We start from the raw sequence: 13,492 nt of genomic DNA, 5'->3' as shown, positions 1-13,492 counted from the left end.
TTTTAATAATTAAAATTTGATTAAACTGCATTGCAAACGATTGCAAAATAACTTTTGTGAGGCTAGACTGAGTGGTATTCCAAGTTAACGAGTTCAGCTTATGACGGATGCAACTAATACACTAACTAATGCATCGAGAGCGCGTATTATTTTGGCTATGATGGCCTGTTACTTCTTATTTGCAGTTTTGCTCAATAGCGTGGGAACTGTAATTTTACAGTCAATAAACAGCTTTGCTGTTACTAAAACACAAGCTGCAAGTTTGGAAGGGTTTAAAGACCTCTCTATTGCTTTTATGTCTTTTTTAATCGCATCGATGATCCCACGAATTGGTTATAAACTAGCATTGTTAGGTGCGTTAGCCGCGGTGTTATGTATATGTTTAGTTACGCCGCAATTGGGGCAGTTTTACGCATTTAAACTATTATTTGCGATTGTGGGCTGTGCATTTGCGGTGGTAAAAATCAGTGTATATGCCCTTGTTGGGCAACTAACTGACTCACCTTCGTCACACTCGGCTTTATTAAACACCATTGAAGGGGTGTTTATGGTTGGTGTGCTCAGTGGTTATTGGATATTTAGCTTTTTTATAACGAGCGAGGCGACTTCTATTGAGTGGCTTAATGTTTATTACATTCTGGCGTTACTTAGTTTGGTGTGCTTGCTCATTATTGTATGGGCTCCTATCAAAAAACAGCATGTTCCATCAAATAGCAGTGTTGTAAGCGAATTTACTGCCATGCTTAAACTTAGTTATCAGCCACTGGTTTTGGTTTTTATTATATCTGCATTTTTATATGTATTAATTGAGCAAGGCGTTGGCACATGGTTGCCCACTTTTAATAACCAAATCCTGCATTTACCCGTTGATGTAAGTGTGCAGCTAACAAGTATTTTTGCAGCAAGTTTAGCTATTGGCCGATTATTAGCTGGGCAGGCTTTAAAGTATTGCCATTGGTATGTGTTATTGAACATTTGCTTGTTTACGATGGGTATACTTATTTTGCTTACCTTGCCGTTAACACAAAATGTGCCGCAACAAGCCGCAAGTACCATTTTTGATGCGCCATTAGCTGCCTATTTAATGCCGTTGATAGGTCTGTTTATGGCACCAATTTACCCTGTATTGAACTCGGTTATTTTAAGTAGTTTGGCAAAGCACCAACACGCGTCAATGACTGGGATGATTGTTATTTTTTCCGCATTAGGTGGTACGACAGGGTCTATTTTAACGGGTTATATTTTTCAACATTTTAGTGGCCAACATGCATTTTACAGTGCTTTAGGGCCGCTTTTTTTACTCGTTATTACGGTGTTTTTATTCAAGCAACGCAGCGCACCTGCACCAGTGGTTAGTGCCTAAGAGATTAACATGAAATTTGAATACTGTACCTTGTTTAAGGATGTGCAGCTAAGTGGCCTTTATCACGATAGTAAAACCTTTGCCGATGCCATACCTAAAGTGAGTTGGGCCAATGCGCAGCAGGCATATGAGCAAATAACAACACCGATGACTAATGAATCATTAAGGCAATTTATTGAGCAACATTTTTTGTTTGCTCCTCAGCCTGAATTGCAAGCAATGAGCAACGTAAAAACAGTGCAAGAGTATATTCAAGCATTGTGGCCAAAGTTACAGCGCTCAGGCTTTAAAACGACTAACAACTCACTATTGGTGCTAGAGCGTGATTATGTGGTGCCTGGTGGGCGTTTTAATGAAATTTATTACTGGGATAGCTACTTTACAGCCTTAGGTCTTGAGGATAACGGCAATATAGCCTTAATAGAGGCCATGGTTGATAACTTTGTGAGCTTAATCGATCGTTTTGGCTGTGTACCAAATGGCAATCGTTCTTATTACACAAGCCGCTCTCAACCTCCGGTACTCGCGTTAATGGTTAATTTGTTGATGCCATACAAAAAGTCTGATATTGAGTGGCTTAAACGCATGACGCGAGCAATGCAACATGAGCATGCATTTTGGCACCAAGGTGAGGCGTTTTTAAGTGAAAAAGTACCTGCCCATGGGCGTGTAGTTAGGCTTGCCAATGGTATGCAACTTAATCGCTACTGGGACGATAAAGCAGAGCCTAGACCGGAATCTTATGCTGAAGATATCGCCGATGCTCAGCAATTACCAGCCAATTTGCGAGAAGATTTTTTTAGAAATATTCGTGCTGCATGTGAATCTGGTTGGGATTTTAGTGCTCGATGGCTTGACGATGAGAGCCGCTTGTTAAGTATTAATACGACCAACCGCATTCCTGTTGATTTAAATGCATTGCTTTATGAGCTTGAGCAAACGCTAAGCGACTGCTTAACTATGGTTGATGAAATTAGCCAGGCACAAGTATTTGCAAACCGTGCTAGTGCGCGTAAATCAGCCATTGTTAAATGGCTCTGGAGTGAACACCAGCAGTGGTTTTGCGATTTCGATTTAACAAAGGGACAACTTTCTTCGGTGCTAAGTTTGGCAGGTTGTGTGCCTTTATTTAGTGGAATAGTTAGTGATCATCAAGCTAAATTGATTGGCAAAAAGCTTCGGGAGGAATTTTTACGCGCAGGTGGTTTAGTGAGTTGTTTAAGCAAAACAACTCAGCAGTGGGACTCTCCCAACGGCTGGGCACCTTTACAATGGTTTGCAATTAGTGGCTTGCGTGATTATGGTCAGTTAGATTTGGCACGAGAAATAGCTCATCGATGGTTAACTATGCTAGAGCAAGACTTTGCGATACGCGGGTGCTTATTAGAGAAGTATAACGTGTGCGAACCAAGAAAAACGGCAGGAGGTGGGGAATATCAAGTACAGCAAGGCTTTGGCTGGACTAATGGCGTCACGAGTCGACTTCACACTTTATTTGGTTAAGCTCATTCAACTGAATGGTAAGGAATAGCAGTTGCTGCTTTTTTTGAAACAAATGAGCTTCTACAGCTATGCTGTTCGTTCACACATTTATAGTGTGATTAGTTTATTTTAAAAATGAGCAAAGTTAAAAGGCCCGTCTATAATCAGCTTTAGCGTCTTTTTTTGGAGCTTACTATGAATCGATTTCTGTTATTTTTGTGTCTCTTTTTTATCCCTACTCATTCTTATGCGAATAATGTCAACAATTGGCAGTGGCAAGAAGCTGCTGCTAAATTGCAAAACCAAAAGCAAGCTGACTATTTGCAATTATACAAGCTTGACATTAAACAGGTAACAGCAGATTTAATGACCCTTGCTAGCGAGCGCCAAAACTTGCGCATTAGCATGCCAGATGGTCAAGGGGGGTTTGTTGATTATGTGATACGGCATGACTCTATTATGGCGCCACAGTTACAGGCGAAGTATCCAATGATCCGCAGCTTCTCAGGTTATCAAGTAGATGCTCGGTATAATACTGGGCGCTTCGATATCGGTCCGAATGGTTTTTTTGCTTTTTATCAAGTTCATAACCGTGTTTTGTATTTAGACCCTAGCGAGGGGTATTATAAGCTCTATCAAAAAACGACTAATGATTTACCATGGCACGATGAAGTACTGACGGTGTCGCAAAGTAACATGCCTCTTGGGGATGGCCATCGTAGAGGGCCGCTCATTGGTGATGGGGGAGCTGTTGAAGTAGTCACCTATAGGTTGGCAGTAACCACCAGCGATGAATATACCTCTTTTTATGGGGGTAAAACCCAAGCGCTGAACGGTATTGTTACGACTATTAATCGAGTAAACCAAATATATCAAACAGATATAGCCGTCAAACTTGAGTTGGTTGCCAACAACGATATTTTAATTTTTACTGAGAATGACCCCTATGATAATGGCAACCTAGATGACACATTATCGCAAGTGCAAAGTCAAATTGATACCTTGATCGGTACCAGTAACTATGATGTTGGGCATTTGATGGCGACCTCTGGTGCTGGCCTTGCTGCGTTAGGTGTAATATGTGCTGAAAGTGCAAAGGCACTTGGTATGACAGGGATAGCAACGCCACAAGGTGATGCTTTTGATGTCGATTATGTTGCACATGAGTTGGGGCATCAATTTGGTGCAAACCATACATACAACGGCTCTGATGCCTCATGCACTACGCGAGTGGCAGAGTCAGCCTATGAACCAGGCAGTGGCATTACTATCATGGCGTATGCTGGTATCTGCGGTGATGAAAATCTAGCATCTAACTCAATTGCAATGTTTCACTCGCGTAGTATTGATGAAATACATACCCATCTTAGCCAAAGTTCTGGAGCTACCTGCGGTACGGTTGAAGATCAAGGTAATAAAGCACCAGTGGCTGATGCAAAGGCAGATCATACCATACCGATTAATACACCTTTTATGCTCACAGGCTCCGCAACTGACGAAAATAGCACCGACACACTTTCTTATTCTTGGGAGCAGCTAGATTTGGGGGCTGCTACCACAAATAGTACTGATCTAAAAGATAATGGTGAAGGTCCAATGTATAGGCCGTACTTACCAAGTTCATCTTCAACACGGTATTTTCCGCTATTAGCCGATGTGGTTTCTGGACAGGTTACCAAAGGTGATGGATACCCAACGACAGATAGAACGATGACCTTTAGGCTTGTTGTTAGAGATGGTAAAGGTGGTGTAAGTTTTGATACCGCAAGTGTAACAACAGTGGCAGCGGCCGGGCCTTTTGCTATAACTTCGCCAGATGAAAGCACTACCGCAGGTGAGAACAATACCATCACAGTAATGTGGAATATTGCTAATACCAATCAAGCGCCTGTTTCTTGTAGTAATGTTGATATTATGCAAACTAACAGCGATGCTTCACAGACATCAATTTTATTGGCCAATACACCTAATGATGGTCAGCAACAGGTTTCTTTGTTGGGCAGTTCAAACAATAAAGCACGAGTGATGGTAAAGTGTGCGTCGAGTGTTTTTTATGCACTTTCAACAGAGTTTGACCTAGCAACTACCTTATCTGTGACTGCTCAACAAACCATTACAGTTGCCGAAGATAGCAGTTTAACTTTACTTCCATCACTGTTTTCTGTGGTAAATCAGCAAGCAGGCTCGCAATTAACCCTTAGTGTAAGTGCTGGTAGTAATTATACGTTTGTTGGTAATGTTATTACGCCAGCAAGTAATTTTGTTGGAGAGCTTAGCGTGAATATTAGCCTATCGGATGGTACTACGACGGCAAATTACCCTGCAAAAGTTAATGTGTCGGCCGTTAATGATGCACCTGAAGTTATTGCACAGCAAACTTTGATGGTTAATGAAGATGAAAGTATTACTTTGGGTGTTGCGCAATTTGAGGTGGTGGATGTAGATAGTAGTACGTTTACTTTAGCCGTTGAAGCTGGCGAAAATTACAGCTTAGAAGCTAATGTAGTGCGACCAGATAACAACTATAACGGATTGCTACAAGTGCCTGTCACAATCACAGATCAACTGGGTGCAAGTGCGAGTTTTACAGCACAAATAACAGTCACACCTGTCAATGATGCGCCACTTGCAAATAATGATGCAGTTAGTGCAATATCAGGGGCCACAACAATCTTTGATGTATTGAGTAACGACACCGATATTGATGGTGATACCTTGTCTTTGGGTGAGTTACTTTATGAAGGCACAGGGACAGCAACCATTTCGGGTAATATGATCAGTTATCAGTCAGCCGATGGCTTTAGTGGTCAAGAATTGATTGTTTATACGCTGACAGATGCTAGTGGTGAAATGGCACAAGCAACAGTAACAATTGATGTTCAAGCTCAGCCTGTGGTAGTAACTCCACCGCCGCCTGTAGTGGTAACCCCTCCAACACCTCAACCTCCTGCGAGTGATCTAGACAGTGGTTCCAGCGGTGGCTCGTTTGGATTCTGGATATATATGTTATCTCTATCTTTGTTGCTGATTAGGCGAGTTGGGAGAGGTATTTCGCATGCATAGTTTGTTTATGAGTCTGTTTTTTGTGCTTGCTTTAACAAGCTGTAAAACGATGGTAGATGATAAAAGTGGTAAGCCGACACAGTTGGTAAATGCTAATCAACCTTTGCAGTGGTTTATAGATAACTCGGTGGAGCAAGTAATAGCAGCACATGAGAAAGCTCAAACCTTTGGGTTGATAGCACTTAATAGACGAGGTCACTTTTATCCTAAAATTGGTATGTCAAAAGGTCCTTTGATTTTAAAATCAGGTTGCCAAACTTGGTTAGTATCAGCGTCAAACGACGTTGTAAGTAATGAGTCTGAGCGAGAAAAAATGGCGAGCCTTCAAGGCTTCGCTGCAAAGTTCAATATGAGTATGGAGTCTAGGTGTTTACCATAAGCCCCTAGGGAGTACGGTTTTACAGCACTGAGTTGATGGTTTAAGTAAAGTAGGTGCTGCTCCGCAGTGGCTACTCCGCTGCGGAGCGGTCTCATAGAATAGTTACTCTATGAGTTTGGCCAATAACGCTGAATAAATCGTCAACTCGCTGAGCTCAACAAATTTCATACCTCAAAGTTAAACTGCTCCAAGGAAATCAAACAACCAGCATTAATCTGGTTGTTTGTATTCAAAATAGTGATTTGGTGGTTTAGTCAAGAGGCAGCCCCGCGTTAGTTGATACTCATCTGCAAATTGAGTCGCAAACCACACAGAGTTAAACTATAAGCACGAGCACAAATAGTGGAAAAGGCATTATACCTTTCCCTTAAAATTAAAGTGCTTTTTTAGGTGGCAAAGCGACGTTAGCAAATATTAAACCCGCTAATAAAGACATAAAAATTAAAAAGGTCTGCTGACCAATATGGTCGGCATGAACAAAACTTTGTCCTTCAATCAGTGAGTTTAAACCTATGTAAGTTTTAGAGCCTGGTACTAGTACGATTAAGCCTTGCATAGCGACAATAGACGCTGGAGCATTAACAATTCGATTGAACAAATTACTAAATACACCCACTGCAAAAGCGCCCACAAATGCACCAATTGAATAGTCAAAGTACATGGCGGCACTAATGCTTGCAGCATAAGCTATAAACCCTGAAGCGATAGACCAGCTGGCATGTTTTAGCTTGGTTCTAAAAATTATGATCAGACTGTTACATAATAACAAAATTGCCAACCAAGCTGTCCATTTTGGTAGCGGCGTAGGTTGCACGAAATCTGTAATACCAAACAATGAAAAACCAATGCTAATACCTAAAAAAGCGCCAAAATACAGCTTAAACAACAGCATTAGCGCATCCATCACGCGAGCGGTACCAGATACTAAATGTCGAGATGAAAGCTCAGCAAATGCCAATGCCAAAGCAAGGCCAGGAATAAATACAATAATGGCGGATAAAATAACCAAGCGAATATTAATACTTGGGTCAACATAGCTACTGACTGCACATGCTCCAATGGCTGCAGCGATTGCTACTAATGGTTCTAGCATGTGGGTAACTCGTTTAGAGCGTGCTGACCAAAGTACAAACATAAATACCAAAATAGACAGTAAACCAGACCACAATACGTCATTCCAGCTCGTGCCCATTAGCATCGCAAAAGCAGCACCGGAGACGGCAAATGCAAACCCTGTCATGAGTTTACTGTATGGTGCTTTTTGCTCACTAATAACATCTAAGTCAGCGTCAGCTTGCTCAATGGTTAGTTCGCCTAATAGCACTTTATTAACTACATCATCGGTATCTGCTAACGAGCCTAAATCGTGATCGCCCGGGTCGACACGCGCTACATGGGTATATTCTTCTTCATGTCCTTCTGTCCATATCACAAAGGTAACTGAGGTAGGCGACATGACGAACGACGACTTTAAGTCTAAGTGCGTTGCTACTTCCATAAGGTGCGCCTCTAGCCGGTAGGCGGGCGTACCATATTTATGTAACATCTTACCAAGCTTAACAAGAAACTTGCGCTTTTGGGTGAAAGTGGCTGTGTTCAACTGCGTGAAACCTAAAATTAAATAATGGCCATATACCTACTAACCAAAACGACAGTAGGTGATAAATGTAGCGATCGGAATTGTTGCGCATTCTAATCGCTTTCATTGCAAAGTCTAGGCTATTTAATGACTTTTATTGACATTTTTTGCTGCAATCCACTGCGCCATATATTGTGTGCTGCGCATAGTGTGGTGTTTGAGCATTTGACCCATAAAATTATCTTGTCTGTGGGAGTGTAGGTTATTGATTATATTTACGAGTCTTTGTAGTAGTCGTTGTTCAAGAATGGGCTTATTGTAAACAGTATTTAAGACTTTTTCTGCTGCGTATTGAGCTTGCGCATATGTTTGCTGATTGCGGTAAAGCTCTATTGCTGCATCAGCAAAGCTTTGTGCGTCATTAGCAATGTGGCCAGGCCATGGTAAATTTAAATGCATACCTTCTGCACCTATATCCGTTGTTACACTAGGCGTTTTAGTGATCATTGCCTCAAGCAGTTTACCTTTTATACCAGCACCAAATCGCAGCGGCGCAAGGCATACTCTGGCATTTTTCATTACTTCCAGTGCATCTTCAGTCCAACCTTTTATATAAAAGCCGGTTTTTGGGTTTGATAATGCTGTCGCTTTTGGTGGTGGGTATGAGCCGTAAATATGCAATTGAGCATGAGGCAGTTGTTTGCGTATCAAAGGCCAAATTTCTTGTAAATATAAGACTGCATCCCAGTTTGGGGCATGGCGAAAGTTACCAATCGTCATAAAATGTTGGCGTTTTTCAAAACAAGGGACGTGATTTGGTAATTTCTCTAGGTTAACCATAAATGGTAAATGATGTAGCAGAGCAGGGTCGACTTTGTAAGTATTAGTGAGCAAGTCCATTTCATGGCTCGAAATAATAAGACTGATATCACAGCGCAAAATGGCGGCAACTTCACGCTTAGCAAGATCGGAGTGCAAATCGGCTTGGCTTAGTTCGCGTTTAGCTCGATGGGCTTCATGACGTGCATTACGCAAGCATTGTAAGTCTTCAGTATCTAATATCTTCAAAGCATGAGGTGCATATTTATCTACGCGCCAACCAAATTGCTCCTCCATCATAAAGCGGTCGAACATCACAATATCAGGCTGTAAGGTTTGTATGTAATCATCAAAGCTTGAGCAATTTAATTGAATACTTTGACTGGTAATACCATGCTCTGATAAGTTGACCATATGCTCGGTCGGTTGAGCTGGGCTGGCAAACTCTATTTTCCATTGTTGGCCTTTGAAAAATCGCAACAGTGACATCATATGACTACCTGCGGCAGAAGAGTTAGGTTCAGGCCAAACGAAACCAATCACTAAAATTTTTTTACACACGATGATGATTCTCTAATTTACTAAGACACATCCACCTGTGTACTTAAGACTGTTGAAAATAAAAGTTCTCATTGAATAAACTGGGCATTTGCTAGAGTGCAGCCTGCTTTATCTGTTTTAGCTTCTTTGAAGGGGCTATTTATCAAGGCAGCGGTTCAAAGCTCTATTCTAACGTAAACTGGCGAGCTGAAAAAGTGTTTACTTTCGCTAAAAAAGTCAAAGAAGCTGAATTTTTTGATATTTAAGTATACTATGTAGCGTTAATTAATTCGGCTAAAATTCAGTTAGGACGACAAAATAATGAAGCACATTATGCTGTTAGGAATCATTATCCTTTTGGTAATGCCAATGCTTGGTAATGCAGAGCAATCAGCTGGTTATCAAATACCCTCACCGGCACTGACCAAGCTTGTGGATGCTAAGCTTATTCCAACAAGTATTTTGAGTCATGATGGTAAATGGCTCGCTTTATTAGAGCGTAAAACAGTAGTGCCTTTAAATGAGTTGAATCGCGCAGAAAAAGCACTGGCAGGTATCAAATTTAATCCAAACACATTTATGCGTAAATCTCGATATACTTATGTATCGTTAGAGTTTAAACATATTGATACTGGGTCTGTTGTGCGCCCAGAAGGCATTCCAAGTAATGGTGTATTACGTGCTGTAAAGTGGTCGTCCAACAGTCAATTCTTAAGTTTTATTTTAGAGCAAGATAATGGTGCAACGCTTTGGGTGTATGATATTAAAGCACGTAAAACGAGGCAACTAACTCAATCAACGCTTAATGGCGTTGTCACAGAAGTACCTTATGAATGGTTACCAGATAGCAAAGCGATAGTGGTTAATTTTGCGGTCAATCACACACAGCCGTTTTTGCAGCCTAAAGGTCAATCTATGCTCCCTATCATCCAGCAAAGTACTGGTGAAAAAGCGCCAGCCAGAACCTATCAAAATTTATTGAAAAGCCCATTTGATGAAGCTGAATTTAAATTCTTTGCACAAGGCCAGTTGGCAAAAATACCCCTCAACACCTCAGCAAAAGCAATTGGTAAACCTACTTTAATTAAGTCATTTAGCGTATCGCCAGATTCGACTAGTTTGATTGTTGGCATGATTGCACAGCCATTTTCTTATCAGGTGCCATATGAGCGATTTGCCAGTGTTTGGCAGGTGTGGGGCATGACGGGGTTTGCTTTATATGAGCTAGCAAGGCAGCCTCTTGCTGATAATATTCCACAAGGCTTTGATAGTGTGCGAACCGGGCCGCGAGAGTTTCAATGGCGAGCGGACGATGGCGCAACGGTTGTTTGGGCGCATGCTCAAGACAATGGAGATATGAAAAATGAGGTGGCACATCATGATTATTTGTATTCAATTAGTGCGCCTTTTAAGAGAGCCCCAGAGCTGTTTGCTAAAGTTGAAAATCGTTTTACATCAATCGCATGGGCAAATGATGAAGTTGCTTTGCTCAGCGAGTGGCGATTTAGTGACCGCAGCGTCCGTACCTCGGTGATCACTCCGCGCGCCGCAGATAACAATCGTGTGGTATTTTCGCAGCGAAGTTATAACGATGCCTACAAAAATCCGGGTAGGTTTGTTTATACACGTAGTGATTTGGGCTCTAAAGTGCTCAAATTAGTGGGTGATCGTTATTTGTTTTTGCATGGCAAAGGCGCATCAAGTGAGGGAAGTCGACCGTTTTTAGACCGCTACGATATTAAAACAAATAGCCAAACACGTATTTGGCAGTCACAAGCGCCTTATTATGAACAAATAAAAGGGCTATTAGATGATGAAGGCATGCGTTTTGTCACTATTCGTGAATCGAAAACTGAGCAACCCAACTTTTTTATTCGTGATTTAAATTTTGATACTGTCACTCAGTTAACCCGCTTTACTCATCCTTATCCTGAATTTGAGGGCGTTAAAAAAGAGCAGCTCAAATATATGCGAGATGACGGCGTTGAGCTAACTGGTAATTTATATTTACCCGCTGGTTACGATGTAACACAAGGCCCAATTCCTGTGCTGATGTGGGCTTACCCACTTGAATATAAAGATAAAAGCGTTGCTTCTCAGGTTCGAGAATCGCCTTATGAATTTTCTTATTTTGGATATTGGGGCCCCATGCCCTATTTGGCAAAAGGTATTGCTGTGTTTGACGACCCTAAAATGCCGATTGTGGGTGAGGGGCGTACATTACCCAATGATAGTTTTAGAAAGCAACTTGTTGCAAGCGCCAAAGCCGCTGTTGATGTGCTGGTTGAAAAAGGGGTTGCAGATAAAAGTAAAATTGCAATAGCCGGGCATTCGTATGGTGCGTTTATGGTGGCAAATTTATTGGCACACTCAGATTTGTTTGTTGCGGGCATTGCTCGAAGTGGTGCCTACAATCGCAGTCTAACGCCCTTTGGCTTTCAAGGCGAAGAGCGAGACTTTTGGCAAGCTCAATCTGTTTATGCCAGTATGTCGCCATTTTTTCATGCTGATAAAATCAATGAACCCATGCTGATGATACATGGTCAAAATGATCCAAACTCGGGTACTTTCCCTATGCAGTCTGAGCGCATGTATGCAGCTTTAAAAGGCTTAGGTAAGCAAGCTCGTTTGGTAATGCTACCCAATGAAGAGCACGGTTATAAAGCGCGCGAAAGTATTTTGCATGTGTTGTGGGAGCAAGAACAATGGCTAGAGCGCTATTTGTTTGCTCAGAAATTAATTGAGCAAGCTCCACAGCAGCAACAAAGTCCTGATGAACTCAATAATGTTCAGCCAAGCACAGGTCTGAATTAATAACATGGTGTGGAGCAGGTTATTCGCAAAACTCGTTTTAGTGCTGGGAATTGCCTCAGCACTAATTTTATGCGGTTGGCTATTAACCTCTACAAGCCAATTAGATGGTAACGTTGTTGTCCAAATAAAGGTTTTGCATACACAGATTGATAATGAAAAAGAGCTGGTTCAGCCACGATTAGCCAGTAATGCTCAGTTATTTTTGCATGAACTACAAAGCAAACCCTTGTTTATTTTAGTTTTTATATTTGCGCTGTTGTGTATCAGGTACTTGCCTTATAAGTCATTATTGTTTTTTAAACTGCTTCCTTGGTATTGTCTCTGTCACCCTCCGAGTAAGCTTAAGGTGTCTTTATGGCGAGACTCCAATATACTCATCCGCCAAACAGCTCACTCATTATCACTTTAATTTGTATCTTAATTCAATTAACTCAATTAATTACAAATTAAAGGAAATCTAATGAGAACAACTCAATCAATTATAAGCATGATACTGTGTATTGTGTGTCTAATAATCGCTTCATTTGGCCATGCCGAGACGGCTTTTTCAGCTGATAAACTTGTCAGTGAAGAGCGCTCAGCTGCTATTGAAAAAATCGCTGATTTGATAGCTGAAGGTTATGTATTACCTAAGGTAGGCGAGCATGTTACATACGCGCTTTTAGATGCGCAAAAGCAAGGCCAATTCAGCCATATAAACAGTAAAAAGCTGTTTATTGAGAAAGTCGGTGAATTTTTGCGCATTAAAAGTAAAGATGGTCATTTGGGCTTAACCCCAATGCGAAGTGACAAAAAGGTTACACACATTTTGCAAGAGCATGATGAGAAACGTATTAATAATTTTGCTTTTGAACAGGCAACAATATTACCCGGGAATATCGGTTATTTGAAATTTAATAAGTTTCACCCTGATGCACAAGCGAAGCAAGTAGCGAACTATGCGCTTAATTTTTTGAGCAGCACCTCTAGGTTAATTATTGATCTGCGCGAGTGCACTGGCGGCTCAATGGAGTTAGTGGCGCATATAATTAGTCACTTCGTTAAAGATAAGACTCATCTTTGGGATCTTTATGACAGAGATAAACTGGTTTATCGTGTAGATAGTTACATGGTTACAGCTGAACCTCGGTTGCAAGACATACCTATCACAATTTTAACGAGTGAAAAGGTGATAAGTGCTGCAGAGTTCTTTACCTATACATTAAAGTACTTAAATCGTGCTCGGATAGTTGGAGTGAAAACGCAAGGGCTAGCCCATGCAACGGGCGTACGTCAGGTAAACGATTGGTTGGTGTTGCGATTACCCTTGATGCGTCCGGTTAACCCAGTTACTAAAACAAACTGGGAACAAGTAGGCGTAAAGCCTGATATCGTTATAGGAAAAGATCAAGCGCTGGCGTGGGCACTTGCTAATTAACAAGTTATATCCATTGCTGTGGCATATTGGTGTCGC

Annotated in this window: 8 protein-coding genes; 6 read left to right on the top strand and 2 right to left on the bottom strand. The window is 41.4% G+C overall.

The window, feature by feature from the left end:
• Positions 1-100: 100 nt before the first annotated feature.
• The 4 genes from OCI93_RS04990 (at position 101) to OCI93_RS04975 (ending at position 6,287) form a co-directional block, all read left to right on the top strand.
• Positions 101-1,363, top strand: coding sequence for an MFS transporter (locus OCI93_RS04990; RefSeq protein WP_261591325.1), 1,263 nt, complete (start codon positions 101-103; stop codon positions 1,361-1,363).
• Between the two features lie 9 nt (positions 1,364-1,372).
• Complete coding sequence (locus OCI93_RS04985; RefSeq protein ID WP_261625899.1) at positions 1,373-2,866, top strand: alpha,alpha-trehalase; 1,494 nt, start codon at positions 1,373-1,375, stop codon at positions 2,864-2,866.
• Between the two features lie 174 nt (positions 2,867-3,040).
• Positions 3,041-5,908: a reprolysin-like metallopeptidase gene (locus OCI93_RS04980; protein WP_261625898.1), complete on the top strand. Its 2,868-nt coding sequence runs from the start codon at positions 3,041-3,043 to the stop codon at positions 5,906-5,908.
• Positions 5,901-6,287 carry a hypothetical protein gene (locus tag OCI93_RS04975; RefSeq protein WP_261591328.1) on the top strand — a complete coding sequence of 129 codons (387 nt, stop codon included), beginning with the start codon at positions 5,901-5,903 and terminating at the stop codon, positions 6,285-6,287. The genes OCI93_RS04980 and OCI93_RS04975 overlap by 8 nt, the downstream gene beginning before the upstream one ends.
• Positions 6,288-6,660: 373 nt before the next feature.
• On the opposite strand, the gene OCI93_RS04970 is transcribed toward OCI93_RS04975, so the two are convergent.
• Positions 6,661-7,887: a threonine/serine exporter family protein gene (locus tag OCI93_RS04970; RefSeq protein ID WP_261625897.1), complete on the bottom strand. Its 1,227-nt coding sequence runs from the start codon at positions 7,885-7,887 to the stop codon at positions 6,661-6,663.
• Between the two features lie 123 nt (positions 7,888-8,010).
• On the bottom strand, positions 8,011-9,246 hold the full coding sequence (locus OCI93_RS04965) for a glycosyltransferase (RefSeq protein ID WP_261591330.1): 1,236 nt from the start codon (positions 9,244-9,246) through the stop codon (positions 8,011-8,013).
• 300 nt (positions 9,247-9,546) lie between these two features.
• Between OCI93_RS04965 and OCI93_RS04960 the strand changes: the two genes are divergently transcribed.
• Both OCI93_RS04960 and OCI93_RS04955 read left to right on the top strand, forming a co-directional pair.
• Positions 9,547-12,039 carry an alpha/beta hydrolase family protein gene (locus OCI93_RS04960; protein ID WP_261625896.1) on the top strand — a complete coding sequence of 831 codons (2,493 nt, stop codon included), beginning with the start codon at positions 9,547-9,549 and terminating at the stop codon, positions 12,037-12,039.
• Positions 12,040-12,499: 460 nt separating this feature from the next.
• Entirely contained in the window at positions 12,500-13,456 is a 957-nt protein-coding gene (locus tag OCI93_RS04955; RefSeq protein ID WP_261625895.1) for a S41 family peptidase, read from the top strand.
• The last annotated feature ends 36 nt before the right edge of the window (positions 13,457-13,492 follow it).

Source organism: Pseudoalteromonas holothuriae (assembly GCF_945859825.1).
GTDB classification, from domain to species: Bacteria; Pseudomonadota; Gammaproteobacteria; order Enterobacterales; family Alteromonadaceae; genus Pseudoalteromonas; species Pseudoalteromonas holothuriae.
This window is presented reverse-complemented; position numbering and strand designations above follow the sequence as displayed.

Coding starts and splice junctions, on each gene's coding strand:
- OCI93_RS04990 (WP_261591325.1), top strand. CDS start 101: ATGACGGATGCAACTAATACACTAACTAATGCATCGAGAGCGCGTATT.
- OCI93_RS04985 (WP_261625899.1), top strand. CDS start 1,373: ATGAAATTTGAATACTGTACCTTGTTTAAGGATGTGCAGCTAAGTGGC.
- OCI93_RS04980 (WP_261625898.1), top strand. CDS start 3,041: ATGAATCGATTTCTGTTATTTTTGTGTCTCTTTTTTATCCCTACTCAT.
- OCI93_RS04975 (WP_261591328.1), top strand. CDS start 5,901: ATGCATAGTTTGTTTATGAGTCTGTTTTTTGTGCTTGCTTTAACAAGC.
- OCI93_RS04960 (WP_261625896.1), top strand. CDS start 9,547: ATGAAGCACATTATGCTGTTAGGAATCATTATCCTTTTGGTAATGCCA.
- OCI93_RS04955 (WP_261625895.1), top strand. CDS start 12,500: ATGAGAACAACTCAATCAATTATAAGCATGATACTGTGTATTGTGTGT.